This window comes from Yimella sp. NH-Cas1, from assembly GCF_022359705.1.
Lineage (GTDB): Bacteria > Actinomycetota > Actinomycetes > Actinomycetales > Dermatophilaceae > Yimella > Yimella lutea.
In genome coordinates this window covers 497,296-517,298 of record NZ_JAKSGG010000003.1, presented here as the reverse complement: position 1 = coordinate 517,298, position 20,003 = coordinate 497,296, and the positions used below count along the sequence as shown (strand labels likewise).

General features: G+C 67.2%; 19 protein-coding genes and 1 pseudogene. 14 read left to right on the top strand and 6 right to left on the bottom strand.

All coding sequences use genetic code 11. From position 1 onward, the window contains the following. Nucleotides 1-9 precede the first annotated feature (9 nt). Nucleotides 10-966: pseudogene (locus tag MF407_RS02880) on the top strand (sugar porter family MFS transporter); the annotation flags it as partial. A 291-nt stretch (nt 967-1,257) separates the two neighbouring features. Here MF407_RS02880 and guaA read toward each other — a convergent pair. The 6 genes from guaA to MF407_RS02850 form a co-directional block, all read right to left on the bottom strand. Next, nucleotides 1,258-2,835, bottom strand: coding sequence for a glutamine-hydrolyzing GMP synthase (gene guaA, locus MF407_RS02875; protein ID WP_239701209.1), 1,578 nt, complete (start codon nt 2,833-2,835; stop codon nt 1,258-1,260). A 9-nt stretch (nt 2,836-2,844) separates the two neighbouring features. Continuing rightward, nucleotides 2,845-3,198 (bottom strand): DUF3817 domain-containing protein, encoded by a 354-nt coding sequence (locus MF407_RS02870; protein WP_239701208.1) that lies wholly within the window; start codon nt 3,196-3,198, stop codon nt 2,845-2,847. Beyond that, the gene (locus MF407_RS02865; RefSeq protein WP_239701207.1) at nt 3,191-3,976 is read right to left on the bottom strand and encodes an SURF1 family protein; all 786 of its coding nucleotides are present in this window, start codon (nt 3,974-3,976) and stop codon (nt 3,191-3,193) included. Before MF407_RS02865 ends, MF407_RS02870 begins: the two co-directional genes overlap by 8 nt. A gap of 29 nt (nt 3,977-4,005) precedes the next feature. Continuing rightward, nucleotides 4,006-5,721, bottom strand: a complete 1,716-nt coding sequence (locus tag MF407_RS02860) for a GMC family oxidoreductase (RefSeq protein WP_239701206.1) — start codon at nt 5,719-5,721, stop codon at nt 4,006-4,008. Next, nucleotides 5,718-7,346 (bottom strand): succinic semialdehyde dehydrogenase, encoded by a 1,629-nt coding sequence (locus tag MF407_RS02855; protein ID WP_239701205.1) that lies wholly within the window; start codon nt 7,344-7,346, stop codon nt 5,718-5,720. Before MF407_RS02855 ends, MF407_RS02860 begins: the two co-directional genes overlap by 4 nt. Before the next feature lie 123 nt (nt 7,347-7,469). Next, entirely contained in the window at nt 7,470-8,591 is a 1,122-nt protein-coding gene (locus MF407_RS02850) for a GuaB3 family IMP dehydrogenase-related protein (protein WP_129625951.1), read from the bottom strand. Between the two features lie 269 nt (nt 8,592-8,860). On the opposite strand from MF407_RS02850, the gene MF407_RS15775 reads away from it, so the two are divergent. The 13 genes from MF407_RS15775 (at nt 8,861) to mpaP (ending at nt 19,971) form a co-directional block, all read left to right on the top strand. Next, nucleotides 8,861-10,108: a histidine kinase gene (locus tag MF407_RS15775; RefSeq protein ID WP_239701204.1), complete on the top strand. Its 1,248-nt coding sequence runs from the start codon at nt 8,861-8,863 to the stop codon at nt 10,106-10,108. Further along, nucleotides 10,105-10,764, top strand: a complete 660-nt coding sequence (locus tag MF407_RS02840; RefSeq protein ID WP_239701202.1) for a response regulator transcription factor — start codon at nt 10,105-10,107, stop codon at nt 10,762-10,764. Before MF407_RS15775 ends, MF407_RS02840 begins: the two co-directional genes overlap by 4 nt. A gap of 263 nt (nt 10,765-11,027) precedes the next feature. Next, the gene (locus tag MF407_RS02835; protein ID WP_239701200.1) at nt 11,028-11,999 is read left to right on the top strand and encodes an LLM class flavin-dependent oxidoreductase; all 972 of its coding nucleotides are present in this window, start codon (nt 11,028-11,030) and stop codon (nt 11,997-11,999) included. Then, a complete protein-coding gene (mpaB, locus tag MF407_RS02830; protein WP_239701199.1) occupies nt 11,996-12,889 on the top strand; it encodes a daptide biosynthesis RiPP recognition protein in 894 nt (297 codons plus the stop codon). The genes MF407_RS02835 and mpaB overlap by 4 nt, the downstream gene beginning before the upstream one ends. After that, the gene (gene mpaM, locus MF407_RS02825; protein ID WP_239701198.1) at nt 12,886-13,719 is read left to right on the top strand and encodes a daptide-type RiPP biosynthesis methyltransferase; all 834 of its coding nucleotides are present in this window, start codon (nt 12,886-12,888) and stop codon (nt 13,717-13,719) included. Before mpaB ends, mpaM begins: the two co-directional genes overlap by 4 nt. Further along, a complete protein-coding gene (gene mpaD, locus MF407_RS02820) occupies nt 13,716-14,987 on the top strand; it encodes a daptide-type RiPP biosynthesis aminotransferase (RefSeq protein WP_239701197.1) in 1,272 nt (423 codons plus the stop codon). The genes mpaM and mpaD overlap by 4 nt, the downstream gene beginning before the upstream one ends. A 5-nt stretch (nt 14,988-14,992) precedes the next feature. After that, nucleotides 14,993-16,120 (top strand): iron-containing alcohol dehydrogenase, encoded by a 1,128-nt coding sequence (locus MF407_RS02815; RefSeq protein ID WP_239701196.1) that lies wholly within the window; start codon nt 14,993-14,995, stop codon nt 16,118-16,120. Between the two features lie 58 nt (nt 16,121-16,178). Continuing rightward, a complete protein-coding gene (locus tag MF407_RS02810; protein ID WP_239701195.1) occupies nt 16,179-16,364 on the top strand; it encodes a daptide-type RiPP in 186 nt (61 codons plus the stop codon). Nucleotides 16,365-16,410: 46 nt separating this feature from the next. Continuing rightward, nucleotides 16,411-16,572: a daptide-type RiPP gene (locus tag MF407_RS02805; protein WP_239701194.1), complete on the top strand. Its 162-nt coding sequence runs from the start codon at nt 16,411-16,413 to the stop codon at nt 16,570-16,572. 85 nt (nt 16,573-16,657) lie between these two features. Further along, nucleotides 16,658-16,858: a hypothetical protein gene (locus MF407_RS02800; RefSeq protein ID WP_239701192.1), complete on the top strand. Its 201-nt coding sequence runs from the start codon at nt 16,658-16,660 to the stop codon at nt 16,856-16,858. Then, nucleotides 16,855-17,610: an ATP-binding cassette domain-containing protein gene (locus MF407_RS02795; RefSeq protein ID WP_239701190.1), complete on the top strand. Its 756-nt coding sequence runs from the start codon at nt 16,855-16,857 to the stop codon at nt 17,608-17,610. The genes MF407_RS02800 and MF407_RS02795 overlap by 4 nt, the downstream gene beginning before the upstream one ends. Next, nucleotides 17,607-18,338: an ABC transporter permease gene (locus tag MF407_RS02790; protein WP_239701188.1), complete on the top strand. Its 732-nt coding sequence runs from the start codon at nt 17,607-17,609 to the stop codon at nt 18,336-18,338. The genes MF407_RS02795 and MF407_RS02790 overlap by 4 nt, the downstream gene beginning before the upstream one ends. Before the next feature lies 1 nt (nt 18,339). Beyond that, nucleotides 18,340-19,971, top strand: coding sequence for a daptide biosynthesis intramembrane metalloprotease (gene mpaP / locus MF407_RS02785; RefSeq protein ID WP_239701186.1), 1,632 nt, complete (start codon nt 18,340-18,342; stop codon nt 19,969-19,971). Nucleotides 19,972-20,003 lie beyond the last annotated feature (32 nt).

Genomic DNA, 20,003 nt, shown 5'->3' with positions numbered 1-20,003 from the left:
CAACGCACGATGCCGACAAATTGCTCCGCCAGATCGCTCACACCTGGCCGGACGAGAACCCCCATCGTCGGCGGTCTCGGCGTCGGTGCAGCCTCGGTGATTGCGCCTGCCTACATCGCCGAGATCGCTCCCGCAGGTATCCGTGGGCGACTCGGGTCCCTGCAGCAACTCGCGATCGTCACCGGCATCTTCACCTCGCTGCTGGTCGACTACCTGCTCGCCGCTGCTGCAGGATCGTCACACGACGAGCTCTGGCTCGGGCTGGAGGCCTGGCGTTGGATGTTCCTCGCGATGGCCGTCCCCGCGGTGATCTACGGACTGTTGTCGACCACCATCCCTGAGTCGCCGCGTTACCTGATCGCCACCCACAAGATCCCCGAAGCTCGCAAGGTGCTCTCCACCTTGCTCGGTCAGCGCAACCTCGAGGTGAAGATCGACCGGATCCAGCGGTCGCTGCACCGCGAGGACAAGCCGTCGATGGCCGACCTCAAGGGACCCGCGCTCGGACTCATGCCGATCGTCTGGATCGGCATCGGGTTGTCGGTCTTCCAGCAGTTCGTCGGCATCAACGTGATCTTCTACTACTCCAACGTGCTTTGGGAGGCCGTCGGATTCAGCGAGCAGGACTCTTTCAAGATCACCGTCATCACCTCGGTCGTCAATATCGTCACCACGCTCATCGCAATCGCCACCGTCGACAAGGTCGGGCGTAAACCATTGCTGCTCATCGGTTCTGCCGGAATGGCCGTCTCACTGTCGGTGATGGCGTTCGTGTTCCAGACCGCGAAGATCGTCACCGTCGATGGCGAGGCCACCCCACAGTTGAGCGACGCGCAGGGCATCACCGCCCTCGTCGCGGCCAACGTGTTCGTGGTCGCGTTCGGCATGTCCTGGGGACCCATCGTCTGGGTGCTTCTCGGCGAGACCTTCCCCAACCGGATGCGCGCCGCTGCGCTCGCCCTGGCCGCCGGCGCCCAGTGGGTCGCCAACTGGGTCGTCACCGTCAGCTTCCCGTCGCTGCGCGACGTTGTCGCTCGGCATCACGTACGGCATCTACGCAGTGTTCGCGGTGCTGTCGTTCACCTTCGTCAAGAAGTGGGTGCGCGAGACCAAGGGCATGGAACTGGAGGACATGGCCGACTGATCTCGATCGGCCCCGATAACGACCGGATCCGGTCGTTATCGGGGCCGTTGTCAGAGAGTCACTCCCACTCGATGGTCCCCGGCGGCTTCCCACCCCAGGGTCGATGGATCAGCTCACTCCCATTCAATGGTTCCCGGCGGCTTGCTCGTGACGTCCAGGACGACGCGGTTGACCTCGGACACCTCGTTGGTGATGCGGTTCGAGATCTTGGCGAGCACGTCGTAGGGCACGCGCGTCCAGTCGGCGGTCATCGCGTCCTCGGACGACACCGGGCGCAGCACGATCGGGTGACCGTAGGTACGTCCGTCGCCCTGCACACCCACCGAGCGGACGTCGGCGAGCAACACCACCGGGCACTGCCAGATGTCGCGGTCGAGCCCGGCGGCGGTGAGTTCCTCGCGGGCGATCTTGTCGGCAGCGCGCAGGATGTCCAGTCGCTCGGCCGTGACCTCACCGACGATTCGGATACCGAGGCCGGGGCCCGGGAACGGCTGGCGCCAGACGATGTCCTCGGGCACGCCGAGTTCGAGGCCGACCTTGCGCACCTCGTCCTTGAACAGCGAGCGCAATGGTTCGACCAGCTTGAACTGGATGTCGTCGGGCAAGCCGCCGACGTTGTGGTGCGACTTGATGTTCGCAGCGCCCGTACCCCCACCGGATTCGACGACGTCCGGGTAGAGCGTGCCCTGCACCAGCCACTTGACCGGGTGTTCCTCGTCGCCACGGTCCGCCACGATGTCGCGGGCGGCCTGCTCGAACACGCGGATGAACTCGCGTCCGATGATCTTGCGCTTCTCCTCCGGGTCGCTGACTCCGGCGAGCGCCTCGAGGTAGCGGTCCTTCGCATCGATCACGACCAGGTCGACCCCTGTCGCGGCGACGAAGTCCTTCTCCACCTGCTCGGCCTCGCCAACACGCAGCAGACCGTGGTCGACGAACACGCAGGTCAACTGATCGCCGACGGCCTTCTGGACGAGGGCTGCCGCTACGGACGAGTCGACGCCGCCGGAGAGAGCGCAGATCGCGCGGTCTTCACCGATTTTCTCCTTCACCTCGGCGGCGAGTTCCTCGACCATCGCGTCCGGGGTCCAGTCGGCTTCGAGACCGGCGCCACGCCACAGGAAGTTCTCCATCACGCGCTGACCGAAGGTGGAGTGCATGACTTCCGGGTGCCATTGCACGCCGTAGAGCTTGCGGTCGTCGTCCTCGAATGCAGCGACCTCGGCACCCGGCGTGGTCGCGGTGACGCGGACACCGTCCGGCGCCTTGGACGCCGAGTCGCCGTGGCTCATCCACACCGACTGCTCGCTGGGCTGACCGTTGAACAAGGTGGAGGACGTGTCGGTGATCGACGCCTCGGTGGCGCCGTACTCACGCAGTCCGGTGTGTTCGACCGTGCCACCCATCGCGTTGACCATCGCCTGGAAGCCGTAACAGATACCGAGCACCGGCACGCCGCCGTCCAACAGGGCGGGTTCGAGCGAGGGCGCACCTTCGGCGTAGACCGATGACGGGCCGCCGGAGAGCACGATCGCGGCCGGCTGCTTGGCCAGCATCTCGGCCGCGCTCATCGTGTGCGGGACGACCTCGCTGTAGAGATTGGCCTCGCGCACACGGCGTGCGATGAGCTGGGCGTATTGGGCGCCGAAGTCGACGACGAGGACGGGGTGTTCCTGAAGCGGAGCGGTCACCGCTTGAGTCTATCGAGCGGGGTGCCCTGCCCCGGCCAGCTGCCCCTGCACCTCGCGAGTGACCTTCTTCTCGAGCCAGAACGACAGCAGTGGCACGAACGCGGTGAGGATGTATCCGACCATGCGCCCCATGGGCCAGCGCAGCTTGCTGCCGAGGTTGTAGGTGGCGGCGACGAAACCCATGAACAGCAGCCCGTGCACCGGCGACCACCACGACAGGGCGTCGTTGTCCATCCCGTACTTGAGCACCATCTCCACCACCAACACGATCAGCGCGACTCCGGCGATCAGCGCGGTGATGCGGAAGCAGGTCAGGGCGCTGCGGACTCGCTGTGTGTCCTCGGTCGGGTACTGCTCAGACATTGCTCTCCTCGACGGCGGTCGGTTCATTGTCGGTGGACGTCGGGCGGCGGCGACGCTCGGGTGGTCCGTACACGTCGTCGCGCAACATCCGCCAGAAGACGTAGATGGCGAAGATCGCGAAGACCCACCACTGGAAGGCGTACATCAGGTTCACGAACCGGAACCCGTGCGTCGGGTTCGGCGGGGGTGGCGGGACGCGGGTGATCGAGTCGTCCGTCGCATTCGGCTTCTCCTCGAGCGCGAACAGGAAGGCGTTGTAGAGGTCTCCGCCCCACTCGTTGAGCTTGGCCGGAAGGTCGATCGAACCCGATTGTCCCGCGGGATACGTTCCGACAGAAGGAGATTCACCCGGCGCCATACCGCCGGTCACCGTCACATCGTTGCGCGTCGGCTTCGAGGCGGCGGACGGGGAGGTCACGAATCCCCGCAGGATCACCAGTCGGGCGCCCGTCGTCCGCTGAATCATGGGCGTCACGACCCAGTAGCCGGACTGCCCGTCGAGGCGGCGGTCTGCGACCAGGAACTGCTTGTCGGGTTCGTAACGGCCCTGTGCGGTGACGCGGCGGGACGACTCGATCGCAGGAAACGTCTCGTGCGGTTTCAGCAGCTCGGTGATCGGGACCACCGGCTTGGTCGGGGCCTTGGCGACCTCCTGGTTGGTGCCGCGATCCTTGGCCACGTTCAGCTGCCACAGCCCGGCGAAACCCATGCCGCCGACGACCACTGCGAGCAGGATCAGCAACGCGATCCAGCGCAGGGTGAACAGTCGACGCAGCACCTGGCCAGCCTAAGCCGCTACACCTGTAGTCAGGCGGGACGGGTGGTCGGCAGGCTGAGGTCGACGCCGGGGACTCGAGCGGCAGGCACGTCGAGGCGACGATAGGGCTCGCCCTGCGCCGGACGCTCGTCCCGCTCCCCCATCGCCGGCCAGCAGGCCATCGCCCGTTCGGCCTGGGCGGTGATTGTCAGCGACGGGTTCACACCCAGGTTGGCCGAGATGGCTGAGCCGTCGACGACGTGCAGATCAGGGTGTCCCCAGACGCGGTGGTAGGGGTCGAGGACGCCGCGCTCCGGTGAATCGGAGATCACGACCCCGCCCAGGAAGTGGGCGGTCAGCGGGATGCCGAAGATCTCGCCCCACGTGCCGCCGGGGAGCACCTTCTCCTTGGCGACCACCTGCAGTCGATCAGCCATGGCGCGAATCGCCTTGTGCCCCTGCGGAATCCACTTCGGGTTGGGCTGGCCGTGACCCTGGCGGCTGGTCAGTCGAACCTTGCCGAAGCGGCGCCGTCCGGAGACCGTGATCGAATTGTCGATCGTCTGCATGACCAGCGCGATGATGGTGCGCTCCGACCACCTCGGTCCGGCTGCGATGCGAAGCGCCGACATCGGCTGCTTGGCGAACTGCCCGGCAAAGTCCTTGGCCTTTCCCAGCGGTCCATTGTCGCCGTTCACCAGCAACGAGGTGAGCAGACCCATCGCGTTCGAACCCGCGCCGTAACGGACGTTCTCGACGTGGGTGGTGTCGTCGACGTGGAACGAGGTGGTGATCGCGACGCCCTTGGACAGGTCCATGTCTGCGGGGACCTTCGCGGTCGCCGCGCCGCCGAGGGCTTCGGAGTTGGTGCGAGTGAGCAGACCGAGGCACTCGGACAGCTGCGGCAGACGTCCCGATGCCTTCAACCCGTGCAGCAGTGTCTGGGTACCCCAGGTGCCGGCGGCCAGGACGACCTGTCCCGCGGTCACGCTGCGACGATCCTTGGACAGCCACGCGCCGGACCGCTCGGTGGTGACCCGAAAACCACCCTCGGGCAACGCTTCCAGATCGACGACGGTCCGCAACGCCTCGAACTCGACGCCGCGCCGTTCGGCCAGCGCGATGTAGTTCTTCATCAAGGTGTTCTTCGCGCCGACGCGACAGCCGACCATGCAGTTGCCGCACTCGGTGCACCCGGTGCGCGCAGGCCCCTCACCGCCGAAATAGGGGTCGTCGACGGTCTTTCCCGACTCACCGAAGAACACCCCGACCGGCGTCCTGCGGAAGGAGTCGGCGACCCCGAGGTCGCTCGCGACGTCCCGCATCAGTTGCTCCACCGGGCCGTCGCACGGGTTCTCCTCGACGACGCCGAGCATCCGTTTCGCCGTCTCGTAGTGCGGGGAGAGTTCCTCGTCCCAATCGGTGATGTTCGCCCACTGCGCGTCCTTGAAGAACGCAGCCGTGGGCTTGTACAGCGTGTTCGCATAGTTGAGCGACCCACCGCCCACTCCGGCCCCGGCCAGGATCATCACGTCAGGCAGTTTGTGGATCCGCTGCACACCGAAGCACTTCAGCGCAGGCGCCCACAGGTAACGGCGCGCGTCCCACGAGGTCTTGGCGAACTCGTCGTCCTCGAACCGGCGGCCGGCCTCGAAGACGTGGACGGCGTAACCCTTCTCGGCCAGGCGTAGCGCGGCGACCGACCCGCCGAACCCCGATCCCACCACCACGACGTCGTAGTCGTGCAGGTGCTCCTCGACGCTCATGACAGACCCGCCTTCTTCATCACCTTCAGGCCGGAGGTCATCATCCGGGCCCACGTCTTCTCCGACATGGCCTTCGGAATCACGAATCCCGGACCGTGCTGCACGGTGACGTTCTGGCTCTCGGTGTACTTCTGGATGCCCTCGGCGCCGTGCCGGCGACCGATACCGGAGTGCTTCATTCCACCCATCGGCGCACCGTTGCTCCCCCAGGCCGCGACATAGCCCTCGTTGACATTGACTGTGCCGCAACGGATCTGATTCGCAATACGGCGACCGCGCGCCGTGTCCCGCGTCCACACTGACGCGTTGAGTCCGTACTCGGAATCGTTGGCCTTCGCGACTGCGGCGGCGTCGTCGGCGACCCGGTACACCGAGACGACCGGACCGAACGTCTCCGTGCGGCAGACGTCCATCTCCTCGGTGACGCCGTCGAGCACGGTCGGTTCGTAGAAGTACGGACCGAGATCTGGGCGCGCCTTGCCACCGGTGAGCACCTTCGCTCCTGCCGCGACCGCATCGTCGACGTGCGCGCTGACCCGCTCGAGCTGTTCGGCGGAGATCAACGAACCCATGTCGGTGCCCCACTCCAGCTGCGGCCCGAGCTTCATGTCCGCCACCATGGGCACGAACACCGCGAGGAAGTCGTCGGCGATCTCCTCGTGCAGGATGAGCCGCTCCACCGAGATGCACAGCTGACCGGCCGAGGAGAACATCGCGCGCACTGCGCATTCGGCGGCGAGTTCGAGGTTCGCGTCCTGCGCGATGTACATCGGGTTCTTGCCACCCAGTTCAAGGGACGCACCCACCAGCCGTTCGCCGGCGGCCGCGGCGACCTTGCGACCGGTCGCCGTCGAGCCGGTGAACATGACGTAGTCGGCGCGCTCCAGCACTGCGTTACCGATGGTCGGGCCGTCACCGAGGACGACCTGCAGGAGCCCCTCCGGCAGGCCGGCGCGGTCGATGAGTTCGACCGCGCGCAGCGCGGTGAGCGCACTCTTGTTGTCCGGACGCAGGACGACCGCGTTGCCCGCCAGCAGTGCCGGCAGGGCGTCGGTGATCGACATCGACAGCGGGTAGTTCCAGGGCGCGACGACACCGACGACGCCCTTGGGGTGGCGCAGTTCGCGAGCTTGGCTGAGCATCGGCAGTGCGCCGAGACGACGCTTGGTGGCCAGGTACGACGGGCCCTTGCGCGCGTAGTGCCGGCTCACACCCGCCACGTCCAGCACCTCGTCGAACGCGTGGCGGCGCGATTTTCCCGACTCGAGCTGGATCAGGTCGAGCAACTCGGCCTGGTTGTCCAGGACGAGGTCGTGCAGTTCCAGCAGGAACCTGGCCCGCTGTTGCACCGACATCGCTGCCCACCGCGGCTGCACCGACCGCGCGGTGCGGTAGGCGATGTGTACGTCGTCCACCGAACTCTGCGGGATCGTGCCCAAGACCCCACCTGTCATCGGCGTGACGCAGTCGAACGTCGCGGCTCCCGGGGAGGTCAGCGCCCGACGCGCGAGGCGGGCAGCCAGGCCAGGTGCGATGACGTGCGGCGGACGGCTCTGCTCCCGACCCGCCGGATCCTGCCCGGAGGGGTGCGTCGAGTCGTGCGTGGAGTTCAGCAGGTCGGTCATTACTCCACAGTAGAACGCATCGCCGCCAACGTCACCCCAACGCAGAGACCCGTCCAACGAACACCGAAAGTCCGAAGGAATCTGACGTCAACCGGGCGGATCTGCTGACCTTCGTCGGGATGGTCAGCTCTTCTGATGCGGGGCGACGATGACCTCGACCCGCTGGAATTCCTTGAGTTCGAGGTAGCCCGTCGTGGCCATCGCGCGCTTCAGCGCACCGATGACATTGGTCGTGCCGTCGGCGCCGAGACCAGGGCCGACGAGGATCTCCTCGAGTGATCCGACCGAGCCGACCTCGACCCGCTCGCCACGCGGCAGTTCGGAGTGGTGCGCCTCGGAGCCCCAGTGGAAACCGCGTCCCGGTGCCTCGGTGGCTCGCGCCAGGGCGGCGCCGAGCATCACCGCGTCCGCACCGCAGGCGATGGCCTTGACGATGTCGCCGCTGGTGCCCATACCCCCGTCGGCGATGACGTGGACGTAGCGGCCGCCGGTCTCGTCCATGTAGTCGCGACGAGCGGCGGCGACGTCGGCCACGGCGGACGCCAGCGGCACCTGGATTCCGAGCGTCTGCCGGGTGGTGTGTGCTGCTCCGCCACCGAAGCCGACCAGGACGCCGGCCGCACCGGTACGCATCAGGTGCAGCGATGCCGTGTAGGTGGCGACCCCACCGACGATCACCGGCACGTCGAGTTCGTAGATGAATCGCTTGAGGTTCAGCGGCTCCGACCGACCCGAGACGTGCTCGGCCGAGACGGTGGTGCCGCGAATGACGAACAGGTCGACGCCGGCGTCGACGACGGCCTTCCAGAACTCCTGCGTGCGCTGCGGCGACAACGCGCCGGCGACGGTGCAGCCGGAGTCGCGAATCTGCTTCAGCCGCAGCCGGATCAGGTCCTCGCGAATGGGCTCTTCATAAATCTCGCGCATCCGGGCGGTCGCGTGGGCCGGTTCGAGCGCAGCGATCTCGGCGAGCAACGGTTCGGGTGACTCATACCGGGTCCACAGACCTTCGAGGTCGAGCACCGGCAGGCCGCCGAGCTTGCCGAACGCGATGGCGGAGTCGGGCGACATCACAGAATCCATCGGCGCGGCCATGACCGGCAGGTCGAAGTGATAGGCGTCGATCTGCCAGCCGACGTTCACCTCGCGCGGGTCGCGGGTCCGACGCGAGGGCACCACCGCGATGTCGTCGAAGGAGTACGCGCGACGCCCGCGCTTGCCACGTCCAATCTCGATCTCAGTCACCCGGCGAGCCTATCGGTGCGGCCGAGACGCAGACCCGGTGACGATCGACCGGGGATTCGCAATGCGCCGTCGCATCTGGAACCGCCGTCGCGTTGCCCGCGACGAGGCGCATGTTTCCCGGCTCGTCGCCGCCTGAGGACGACGCGGAATGGCAGCCGCTGCCCGCGGGCGTCCGATCCGTCGATTCGGTTTTCTGGCCGAGACCTATGATGGGTCGGAAGCTGCGGGGGCACGACTTGATCTTCCGCGGGGGAAGGCGGAAGCGACCCGTGCCACTAAGGTTCAGGGCTCTGATCGACAATCTGACCAGGTCGTCGACCGGCGGCTCGACCGACCCGAAACGCTGGTGGCCGGACCTCCTGCTCGTCACAGTGTTCGCCGGCTACGCGAGTGCCGCATTCGCGCTCGACGACACTCGCCCCCTGGCGGCGCAGGTGTGGGTCCTATGGTTGGTCGCCGCCTGCGTGGTCCTCTGTCTGGCGCGGCGGCGCCCCTGTTGTTCCCTGGCGTTCTCCGCGGCACTGCTCGCACTGACGGCAGCACTTGCGCCGCCTGTGTTGTCGACCCTGAGCGCGCGGATCTTCCACGCGTCCATACTGTTGCTCTCGTTGCTGTACGCCCGAGACCGGAATCGGGCCGCGGCCCTGACCGGCGCGTTGCTCGCATGTTCGACGTTCGTGTCCCTCGCGCTCGCGGCGAACGGGCCGTTCAGCGTCGGCAGTGCGCTCGTGCACGTCGGTGTGCCACTCGTCGGCATGCAGGTGGTCGCTGCCATCGCCGGTCAGGCCGGCTGGGAGTTGCTGCACGAGCGCAAGGAGTTGCTCCTGCGCCGGCAGGCGGCACGGGAGGACGTGGCGCAGGAGCGTCAGCGCATCGCGCGGGATCTGCACGACTCCATCGGCCATCGGGTGACGATGATCGGTCTGCACACCGGTTTGGCTCGACACCTCATCGGTACGGATCCGAGCAGGAGCGGCCACGCGCTGAAGCTGGTGCAGGACACGGCTCTCGCCGCCGCCACCGACATGGCCACCGTGCTCGGCGGCCTGAGGGAAGGCTCGGCCACGCAGCCGTCCCAATCGCTGTTCTCCGGTCTGGACCAGTTGCAGGAGCAGGCTCGCACCGCGGGACTCGACCTCGACGTCTCCGCGCGCCTCACCACGGACATCCCGCCGACGACCCGACAACTGCTGAACCGGATCTGCCAGGAGTGCGTCACCAACGTGCTGCGGCATTCAACCGCCAGACAGGCGTGGATCGACCTCAGGGCTCATCCCGGGTCGGGCCGGGTGAGGCTGGAGTTTCTCGACAGGGGTGAACCCAGCGCCTGCGTCCTACCTTCGTCCGGCATGGGACTGACCGGCATCCGTGAACTCGTGAGCGCTCATGCCGGAAGTTGCGCTTTCGGACCACTCGACACCGGTCCCGGATTCTGCGTGAAAGTCGATCTGCCGACCGAGGGGCGGGACGAGAATCTCGACCCCACAGTCCCTGCACCGTTCCCGGAGGCACCATGATCGAGGTTCTCCTGGTGGACGACCAGCCGTTGATTCGAGCTGGGCTGGCTGCGGTACTCGAGCTTGTCGACGACGTACACATCTGCGGAGAAGCCGAGGACGGCCGAGTAGCGGTCGACCTCGCCCACCGGCTGTCACCCGCCGTCGTGCTCATGGACATCGAGCTTCCCGGGTTGGACGGTATTGCGGCCGCCCGCGAGATCGTCCGGAGCACCGCGTGCAAGGTCGTCATGTTGACGACGTTCAACCGGGACGACTACCTGTTCGAGGCACTGCATGCCGGAGCCAGTGGGTTCGTGCTCAAGGCCAGTCCTCCCGAAGCCATCGCCGCCGCGGTACGCGCCGCGGCGGACGGCCACGCGCTGCTCTCCCCGGAGGTGACGGTGCGTCTGATCGCCGCGACCCGGGCGCAGTCCCCCTCCGTGCCGGGAACACACGGTCCTGACGGATCGAGAGAGCTCACCGACCGCGAGAACGAAGTCCTGCTGCTGGTCGCCCGAGGGTTGTCCAACGCAGAGATCGCCGCCCACCTCGTGGTCGGCGAAGCGACCGTGAAAACACACGTCTCGTCCTGTCTGTCCAAGCTCGGTCTGCGCGATCGCGTGCAGGCGGTGGTGTACGCCTACACCCATCGCCTCGTCCCTGAGGTGGAGTAACACTCATTCGCCGAAGACGGCGAAAAGGACACTCCTGCAACGTTTTTCATCTCCGCACTCCAACCCGGCGGACGTTCGACCACGCGCTCGGACACGCCCGCCCGACGGATGTGATCCGCCGATGGGTGGAGAAGGAAGTACCGACTCGGGGCGGATGCGTCCACGCACCTACCTCCGGCACCGTTGAAGCCAACGCCGATCCTCGGTCACAACGAGCGAACGGCCGACGAGAACCGTGCGAGACAGGTGGGGAGGACCGATTCGTGAAGATCTCGTTCCTGATCCCGTTCGTGCCGCGCCGCCCGGCCCAGGCACTTCCCTTCGCCGGGTTGGCCCAATGGACGGGTACGGATCGGGTGTGGCAGGGCCAGGGCCTGCTCACCGAGGGCCACAGCATGTTCAGTCACTTCGCGGGCGCCGGATTCGGCCTCGATACCGGTTTCGGAGTTTCGTTGATGCCGTTCCAGCACCCGTACGAGGCTGCCCTGCGGGCTCGTTCTCTGGCGTTGACCACCGGACGCTCCGTCGTCGCGGGCTTCGGTCCGGGCGGACGTCAGTTGCAGGAAGCTCTGCTCGGTTCGGCATACCGCAGCCCACTCACCGCCGCGCGCGAATACCTGAGTATCGTGCGGGACCTGCTGGCCGGCCGGATCGCCGAACTGGACGGTGACTACTTCACCGTCCGAGCCCAACTCGAACCCGTGCCCACGCCGGCGATCGAGACCGGCCTCGGTGTTCTGCGCCCGAAGATGGCGCGGGTCGCGGGGGAGGTCGCCGACTGTGCGATCACCTGGCTGACGCCTGCCCAGTACCTGACCGACACGATCGTCCCGGCGCTGCATGACGGGGCCCGGGCCGCCGGACGCGACGCAGCCCCGCGCCTCGTGTCGATCGTCCCGGTCGCGCTGCAGATGCCCAAGCGTGATCCGCGAGCCGTCGCGCTCGCCAGCAACCGGGCGCACCTGTCCCTGCCCCACTACCAGGACATGTTGCGGGGGGCCGGGCTGCACATCAGCGGAGACCCGGAGAAGGACGTCGACCAACTTATCGAGCACGGCGCGTTCGTCCACGGAGACCTCGACACGATCACCGACCGCATCCTGCAACTGCACAAGGCGGGCGTCGACGAGATCGTGCTGAACCTTTCCGGCGTAAACGGCACGGAAGGTCCGCAGGCAAGCGCCCGCGAACTCGCGACATTGATCGGACACCTGACCCAGGAGATAGCAGCGTGAACAAGCAGAAGACCCACCTGATGTCCTGGATGACCGGACGCTCCTATGGGTTGACTTCGTCGCAGCACACCACCCGAACCCTGGTCCTGGAGAACGGGACGGGCATCGACCAGTGCCCCGAAGGCCTGCTCGACGCCGAGTCGGTGGTGTACGTACCGATCGGCACTGATGTGCCGGAGAGCTTCGCCGCGCACGTGAAGGACGTCGTCCCGTACGACGGTTCGATGACCGAGTTGGGCGGCGAGGCCGGCATCGGTCCTGACTTCTTCCTGCAGACCCAGTCGTACTCGGTGGCCGGCTTCCTGGTGCTGCTCGGACCCACCGCAGTTCGCCTGGACGACGACGAGGACGTGGACGCCTTCACCGAGGACGCCCGGTCGGCAGTCGAATCCGGCGAGTTCCCGGATTTCCTCACCAATCCCATCGTCCAGCTCGCCGATGCCGCACGATTCTCGGATCCGCTCGCGGTCGACGACGGGCCGGCCCTGCGCCTGCTCCTGGACGGTGACAGTGTCCGGCTCGGACCGAACGGTGTCCGGGCGGAGTCGACCGACTGGACCCGGACGCGCTTGTCGCCGACCCATCCGTTGACCGGTCAACTCGAGACCGACCCGTGGCTGACCCGTTACGTCGTCGCCGTTCAGGCGATCCAGCAGGTGACGGCACGCGGCGCCGCCGACGTCGAGGTCAGCGGATTCGGCATGCGCTTCGGCGGGCAGGAGCCGGCGACGACCGACGCCGATTTCGAGAAGCCCCTCCTGCCGGTCCTGCTGCGCGTGGACGGCGACCCGCAGGTGTACCTGCCCGCCGAGGGTCGGCTGCTTCGCGGAGACCACGACGCAGTGACCCGCCTGGAGGCGTCGGTCCTCACCGGCGAGGCAGCCGCATGAGCACCATCACCGCCGACCTGACCGGTTTTCCCGAGGCTCTGCGCTCGACGCTGGCCGAGGAGGCTGTGCGCGCCGTGCCGGACGTGCAGGTGCTCGACATGTACAGCGAAGCCGGCTCTGCCGTCTATCACGACTTCACCCTCGCCGATGCGAGCGAGGTCCCCGAACTGGTGCGCGCCGTGCGCTCGACCAGCGGGCCGGTGCTCGAGTTGGCCGCTGGCTCGGGACGAATCACCCTGCCGCTGTTGGCGATCGGTCGACCGGTCTGTGCCGTCGACCTGTCCGAGCCGATGATCGACCTGCTCAGCCGGCGGCTCGAGCAAGCACCGCAACGACTCGCCCGGGCGTGCGAGACCGTGGTCGCCGACATCACCGAATTCGAACGTCCGGCGCAGTTCGGCGCGATCGTCGTCGGCACGACCTCGCTCTCGCTGCTGGATGCCGATCAGCGCGCCCGCACCTTCGCTCGCTGCCGGACCAACACCTTGCCCGACGGACGACTGATCCTGACGACCTCCGTACTCACCGGAACCGACGACGAACGGATCGTCACGGTGACCGGGGCGAGCGGAGCCACCTACCAGGTGGTCGACGTGCCCAAGCCCGCCGAAGGCTCCCGCTGGACCGTCGTCATCGCGCAGGGTGGAGCACGGCCAATGGCACTGTGGTCGCAGATCCGGCTGCTTTCCGCCGAGGTTCTGGCCGAGGAAGTCCGTCAGGCCGGGTTCGAGATCGTCGACCAGCAACTAATTCCGGGCGAGAGGTACTCCTCGGTCCTCCTGCAGGCGAGTCTCCGCAACGCCGGTAGACCCCGAGGAGAACACTCATGACACTCGCCAGCAACCGCACCGCGGACGCGACGTGGACCTCCCTTCGTCCCGCCGACGAACTGTTGCCACAGCACCGCCGGATCACCGCATCCAACGGCCACCGCATCCACACCGCGGACGACCGGGAGATCTTGTGCGGCACGAGCGGACTGTGGAACGTTAATCTCGGTTACGGCAACCGACACATCGCCGACCGTGTCCACGAAGCCCTGATCGGCTCGTCGTACGCCGGTACCTTCCGGCACGGAAGCCCGGCGGTGGAGCAGGCCTCCCGTCTGCTGCTTGACCTGCCCCGTCATCGGTACGGCCAGGTGATCCACACCGTCTCCGGTGGAGCTGCGAACGACCTGGTGATGAAGCTCGTGCGCCAGCACCACCTCTTGGTCGGCCAGCCCGGCCGCAAGATCGTCGTCTCTCTCACCGACAGTTACCACGGACTCACCTTCGGGGCCCACTCGCTGACCGGCGAGGCCCTGGAACAACGCGCCTACGGGGTCGAGAGCCGCATGGTCCGCCACATTCCGGCGAACGACCGGCAAGCCCTCACCCAGCTCGTCGAGCGCCTCGGCACCCAGATCGCCGCCATCGTCGTGGAGCCTGTGCAGGGCAACGGCACCGTCGTACTGGATCCGGCTTTCGTCGAGGATCTCGGCCGCTGCTCCGACCGGTACGGATTCCTGATCGTGGCGGACGAGGTCGCCACCGGTTACGGCCGCACCGGTCCGATGCTCGCGACCGATGAGTGGCAGGTCGCGCCCGACATCGCGATCCTGTCCAAAGGCCTGACCAACGGCACGCTGCCCGCCGCTGCCGTGCTGGTCGCCGACCACGTGCACGAACCGTTCCGGAGCCGGCGCTCGATGCTGATCCATGCCGAAACACAGGCCGGGACGGCCGTGACTGCGGCAGCCATCACCGCGACCCTCGAAGAGTTCGACCGGATGGACGCATTGTCCAGCGGCGTCCGGGTCGCGGCACGGCTCGACGCGCGGCTTCGCGAATGGTCGGCGCAGGACCCGCACGTCGCCGGGACCAGCGGCACCGGTTGCTTCCGCTCGGTGCGTCTGCTGGGTGCACAGGGGGATCCGCTCGCGCAGTCCGAGGTCGACCCGCTCATCGACGCCATCATGCTCGCCGGTGCGCGTGTTCACCCGGGGCCGAGCGGAATTCAACTCGTGCCTGCTCTGACGTACAGCGACGACGAGGTGGACGAACTGATTCACACCGTGCGCGCGGGAGTCACCGCCCACCTGTTGGGGAGTCGTTGATACCCATGTTGCGTCGCACCCACCTCACCGAACTGTCCGCGCTGGATGCGCCCGCACGCGACCGCGTCGCTGCATGTGATCCGGCGGTGGCCGAGCTGCCCCTCGTGCAACCACTGCTCGAACAGTGCGAGCAGGTGCTGATCCATGCACCCTGGGGCAGTCTCGAGGCAGCCGAACAACTGCGTGAGACCGCGGACGCGGCTTCACAGGTCGTCGCGATCGGTGGCGGATCGGTGCTCGACACCGCCAAGGTCGCGCTGGCGCTCGACGACCCCGCCACTCGGACGGTCGTCAACGCCCGGGATCGCTGCGGCTGGCGGGTCCTGCCGGACACGATGCGCTCGCGTCGCCTCTTCGCCGTGCCGACGACGATCGGCACCGCGAGTGAGGTGAGCGGCATCGTCAGCGTCGTCAGCCAACGGGAGAAGCTCGCCCTCACCTCGCCCGCCCTGCAACCGGACGTCGCCGTCCTGGACGCTCGCCTGTCCGCGGGTCTCGATCGGCAACTGGTCCTCGAAGGAACCCTCGAGGCACTCCTTCGATGCGTGGGACCGCTGGTGACGACCGGGCTCCCCGACCCCGCCGCCGAAGCTGCGGGCATTGCGGCCGCCCGTCGGCTGGCCGATGCGCTGAACGTCCTGCACGGCTCGGACGACGAGGTCCTCCGGCTGCAGGCCCGCCAGACGGTCCTCGAGGCCGGTGCGGAGACCCAGCGCAGCCGTCGTGCCGAACTCAGCACACCGTTCGCGGTCAAGAGTTGGTTCGTCGCCAACAACGTGAGCCATCAACTCGGGATCCGCAAGATGCAGGCGCTCGCGAGCCTGACGCCGACCTACTGGGGGTTCCTCGCCCGAAGCGAGTCCTCCGACCGGTTGCAGCATGTGTGGGAGGCGCTCACGCCGCATCTGCCAGGCGATCCGTCCACCGACCCATCGACGGGCTTGGAACAGCTGCTCGACACCCTTGGCATTGCGGCCATGGGGCCGATGTCCGACGACGACATCGAGTCGATCGTGCGCAGTTGCGTCCGGATGTGGGGAGGAGGTCTGCCGATGCTCTCCGGGTGGTCGGCGGACGACATCAGAACGCTGCTGCGTGGCGTGCGTACCGCCGACACGACAGCAGCCGCATAGACCCCCCGCGGGCAGTCCGCGGGGTTCGGAAGAAGAACCGACAAGTGAGGAGAAAGTCATGGACACAATGTCCAAGACCATGGTCGACGACCAGATCGAGTCCTTGGAGCTGGGACTGCAGGAGCTGGAGTCCCTCGAGGCCCCTGGTTTCTGGACGACCGTCGGCGTGTCCGTCGGCGTGACCGCCGCCAGCGCAGCCGCCTACGGCAGCTACGCCGTCTCGGTCGCCACGGTCGCCACCTGATCCGGCGTCGAACTCACCATCCGAGACAAACCAGAAGGGAATCATCATGACTGAGGACCTGATGAACAACGCACCGGCTCTCGAGCTCGGTCTGCAGGAGCTGGAGTCCCTCGAGGCTCCCGGATTCTGGACCGGCGTGTCGACCGGCTTCAAGGCGACGGCCGCCGTCATCTCCGTCGCGGCAGCGTCGGCCGGCATCGCCACCTGAGCGAGGCACCAATCCGCTGGGTGCAGGAAGCGGCCGACGCGCAGTTTCCTGCACCCGGGCGGGACCTACAAGTGAGGAGAGTCCCATGAGCAGCAGCAATTCCACGTCGTGGACCGGCTATCTGGCACTGGTCGGGATCCTCGCGGCCGGAGCCGTGATCTGGCTGACCATCGAGGCGGACAACCTGCCCAAGTGGGCCGAGATCGGTCTCATCGTCATCGGTCTGGCCGTCGCGTGCGGCGCCATCGGCGCCGCCGTCAAGCTCCTCGGGAGCGGATCGAAATGACCAGCACATCTACTCTTGACGCCTCTGTCACAACCGATCACGCCGTACTGGCCGAGGGGCTGAGCAAGAAGTTCGGTGATCGTGTCGCCGTCGACGACGTAAGTTTCCGACTCAGCCCCGGGCGGATCACCGGCCTGCTCGGCCGCAACGGGGCCGGCAAGACGACGGTCATCCGGATGATCCTGGGACTCACGCCGTGCGACGAAGGACGGGTGGAGGTGCTTGGCACCGACCGAGCGACCGATCACGCCGACTCCATCGGCATCGCGATGGACGCGCTCGGGTTCTTCCCCGGCGCCACGGTTCGTCGCGAGCTCGACATCTGGGCCGGCCCGCTCGGCGTCGCCGGTGAACGCGTCCACGACATCATCGACCTCGTCGGTCTCAACGGCCACGAGCGCACCCCGGCCCACCGCCTGTCCACGGGTCAGAAGCAGCGACTCCGGTTGGGTACGGCACTGCTGCCGCCCAACCTGCGACTGGTTGTCCTGGACGAACCCACCAACGGTCTGGACCCCGACGGAATCCGCTGGCTGCGGCGCACCGCCCGGGGGCTGGCCGACCGAGGCGTCTGCGTCCTGCTGTGCAGCCACATGCTGACCGAGGTCGAGAACATCGTCGACGACGTTCTCCTCATGGAGCGCGGCAGGCTGGTCGTCGACAGCTCGCTGCACGACTTCACCCGAGGCGGCACGGAGCGCCTCGAAGACCGCTACTTCGCTCTGGTCGGCGAGAAGGGGAACCTGGCATGACCGGCATGTATCACAGCGAACTGCTCAAGACCCGCACCGGACGCGCGCCGATCGGCACATTCCTCGGTGGACTGGCCATGTGCCTCCTCACCGCGTACGGATTCCTGACCGAGGGCCAGAAGAACCCGATCTCGTTGACCGACGGCACCACGACCGGCGAGATGGTCCGGGGCTGGATGATGATGATGCTCTTCGCCGCCGTCCTGGCGGCCATCCTCGTCACCCGTGAGTTCGGTGCCGGCACCATCGGCCGCAGCGTCCTGATGGCAGGACGCGACAACGTGTTCCGAGTGAAGATGACGGTCATCCTGATCATCGGTCTGGTGCTCGGTGTGCTGACCTCCGCGCTGGCCGCCGCCACCACGTACTTGATGCTGAACGCGAGCCACGGGTCGGTCACCTGGACCACCGACGCGACCTACAGCGCACTCGGTGTCGGCGGATGTGTTGTGTTGTCCGCCGTCGCCGGCGGACTGGTCGGGTGGATCATGCGGAACACCACGCTCGCAAGCGTGGTCATCGTCGTCTCGTACGTCGTGCTCGACCCGGCGATCCAACGGGTCGTGCCCGGTGTGGCGAAGTACCTGTTCTCCATCGCTCTGACCTCGCTGTACGGGGACCCCAAACCGGACCTGTTGTCGCGCCCGGCGGCACTCGCGGTCTGTCTCGTCTGGATCGTCGCCCTGGGTCTGCTCGCTCGAACATTGCTGCACCGCAAGGAGGTCTGACATGACCGCCGTCGCCCCCCACGAGGCGTCCCCGCTCCCGGTCCGGCCGCAGCTCGCCGACGGCGTGCAGATCTGTCCGCCGGTGGAAGAAGACCTGCCGTGGACCGTGCGACTCGGCGACTCCCGATACTTCCGGATCGGGGCCGACCTTGCCCGTGCAGCCGCGCGTCTGGATGGGCGACGCACCGTCGACCAGATCGCGGACGACCTCGGAGCGCCGTGGAACGCGGCCGCCGTCGAGCAGGCCGTCACCTCCCTCGACAAGGGGGGCCTCATCGAGCGGGAGGAGAAGACGCGCCGCTCGACCGGGCGACTCAAGTTCGTGCCGCCGCTGACGATCCAGCTGACCGTCACCCGGTCCGGGGATCGGATAGCGCGGGCGATGGCGTCGGTGTTCCGGATGTCGGTGTCCACGTTCTTCCGGATCTGCACCACGCTCGGACTGCTCGGAGCCGTCGTGCTCGCGATGTCCTACGGCACCATCGCCCAGATCGCCAGGGAGCCACTGCCACTGGCCCATCTCCTGTGGATCGCGCTCGCTCTCTCCGCGACGACGGTGTTGCACGAGTTAGGTCACGCATGGGTGTTGCACCGCAGCGGGGGGCGATGCGGACGCATGGGCGTCATGCTGCTCTACCTGGTGCCGGCCATGTTCTGCGACGTCTCCGACAGTTGGCGACTTCGCCCGAACCAGCGCGTCCGCGTGGCACTGGCCGGTGTCGCCGTCCAAGGAGCGACCGGCGGTACCGCGGCGATCGCCTCGTTGCTGCTTCCGCCCTCGGTGGGCCATGCGGTGTTGTTGTACGCCATCGCGAACTACATCGCCGGCGCCGTCAACGTGCTTCCGTTCATCAAACTGGACGGCTACATCGCCTTCATGAGCCATGTGGATCGGCCCAACCTCCGCCGTACCTCGATGCAGTCGATCAAGCACAGGCTCGTCGGGTTCCTCGAAGGACGGCGCACCGACGACGGCCTGCCCGGTTGGATTCCGTGGTTCGGTCTTGCCTGCGTCGCGACCCCGATCGTCATTGCCGCGCGTGCGGCCGGACGGTGGCTGCAGACGCTGGTCTCGTTGGGACTGTTCGGGTCGTTCATCGCCGCGTCCGTCTTGATGCTGCTGGCCACGGTTGCGGTGAAGGCCGCGATCGCAGCCGTCCGTCAGTTGCGCCGTTCCGACAGCCGCCCCGCTCGAATGCTGGGCCTCACGGTGGCTGCACTCGCTGCGGTGATCGGTCTGGGTCTCGTCCCGGTGCCGACGAGCGAGACCGCGGCCTATCGAATCGACTCGGCGGGAACCGCGACCTTGGTCGTGCCCGAGGGATCGGTACCGCCCGACCTGCGGGTCGGTGACAAAGTCACCCTCAATCGCAACGGCTTCCTCGGCCACACCGAGACCGGCAGCGCCACGGTGACCTCCGTCGACGCCGTACCGACCGAGATCTCGCTCGACGCGGTGATGCCGGTTTCCGACTCGGGCCTGTTGGTCAAAGGAAAGGCATACCGTCTCACGCTCGACCGGCGACCCGCCGACAACGTCGGCTCCGTGACCGTGAACGAGCGCACCATTCCCATGGCCGCCTGGGCCAAGTCCCGCCTCGTCGACCCGGCCCTGCATCCGTTCAGCGGCTGATGCCCGATTCTTCCGTCGCCCGACACCCGAAG

Excerpts from the sequence above, each read along its gene's own strand:
- MF407_RS02870 (WP_239701208.1), bottom strand. The coding sequence starts at position 3,198 with ATGTCTGAGCAGTACCCGACCGAGGACACACAGCGAGTCCGCAGCGCC.
- MF407_RS02860 (WP_239701206.1), bottom strand. The coding sequence starts at position 5,721 with ATGAGCGTCGAGGAGCACCTGCACGACTACGACGTCGTGGTGGTGGGA.
- MF407_RS02855 (WP_239701205.1), bottom strand. The coding sequence starts at position 7,346 with ATGACCGACCTGCTGAACTCCACGCACGACTCGACGCACCCCTCCGGG.
- MF407_RS02840 (WP_239701202.1), top strand. The coding sequence starts at position 10,105 with ATGATCGAGGTTCTCCTGGTGGACGACCAGCCGTTGATTCGAGCTGGG.
- mpaM (WP_239701198.1), top strand. The coding sequence starts at position 12,886 with ATGAGCACCATCACCGCCGACCTGACCGGTTTTCCCGAGGCTCTGCGC.
- mpaD (WP_239701197.1), top strand. The coding sequence starts at position 13,716 with ATGACACTCGCCAGCAACCGCACCGCGGACGCGACGTGGACCTCCCTT.
- MF407_RS02815 (WP_239701196.1), top strand. The coding sequence starts at position 14,993 with ATGTTGCGTCGCACCCACCTCACCGAACTGTCCGCGCTGGATGCGCCC.
- MF407_RS02810 (WP_239701195.1), top strand. The coding sequence starts at position 16,179 with ATGGACACAATGTCCAAGACCATGGTCGACGACCAGATCGAGTCCTTG.
- MF407_RS02805 (WP_239701194.1), top strand. The coding sequence starts at position 16,411 with ATGACTGAGGACCTGATGAACAACGCACCGGCTCTCGAGCTCGGTCTG.
- MF407_RS02800 (WP_239701192.1), top strand. The coding sequence starts at position 16,658 with ATGAGCAGCAGCAATTCCACGTCGTGGACCGGCTATCTGGCACTGGTC.
- MF407_RS02795 (WP_239701190.1), top strand. The coding sequence starts at position 16,855 with ATGACCAGCACATCTACTCTTGACGCCTCTGTCACAACCGATCACGCC.
- MF407_RS02790 (WP_239701188.1), top strand. The coding sequence starts at position 17,607 with ATGACCGGCATGTATCACAGCGAACTGCTCAAGACCCGCACCGGACGC.
- mpaP (WP_239701186.1), top strand. The coding sequence starts at position 18,340 with ATGACCGCCGTCGCCCCCCACGAGGCGTCCCCGCTCCCGGTCCGGCCG.